The following is a 530-nucleotide window of genomic DNA, read 5'->3' as shown; positions in this document are numbered from 1 at the left end:
GCGCGGGCCTCGCTCATCATCCGGTCGATGCCGACGATGAAGCCGACGCCGTCGACCAGGTCGGGGCGGTGGGACTGCAGCCCGCCGGCCAGGGTGGCCAGGCCGGCGCCGGTGACTCCGGCGGCGCCCTTGGAGGCGATGATCATGAACACGAGCAGGGAGATCTGCTGGCCCAGGGTGAAGGGTTTGTCCATGGCGTCGGCGATGAACAGCGAGGCCATGGTCAGGTAGATGGCGGTGCCGTCGAGGTTGAAGGAGTACCCGGTGGGCACGGTGATGCCGACCACGGGGCGCGACACCCCGGCGTGTTCCATCTTGGCGATCAGCCGCGGCAGCGCGGACTCCGAGGAGGAGGTGGACAAGATGAGCAGGAACTCCCGCGCCAGGTAGCGCAGCAGCGCGAAGATGTTGACCCCGGTGAAGGCCTTGAGGATGGCGCCCAGGACCAGGAACACGAACACGGCGCAGGTCAGGTAGAAGGCGACCATGACCTGGGCCAGGCTCTTGAGGGCGTCGACGCCGGTGGCGCC

Annotated in this window: 1 protein-coding gene; it reads right to left on the bottom strand. The window is 68.3% G+C overall.

Annotated features, from left to right (window positions below; genetic code table 11):
- A partial coding sequence (locus tag PHA84_RS20680) for a cation:dicarboxylate symporter family transporter (protein ID WP_270890031.1) occupies window positions 1-530 on the bottom strand: 530 nt, incomplete at both ends.

The organism is Pedococcus sp. 5OH_020 (genome assembly GCF_027812955.1).
In the GTDB taxonomy this organism is placed as follows: Bacteria; Actinomycetota; Actinomycetes; order Actinomycetales; family Dermatophilaceae; genus Pedococcus.
The sequence above is the reverse complement of the archived record's forward strand: the minus strand, read 5'-3'. Positions and strand labels throughout refer to the sequence as shown.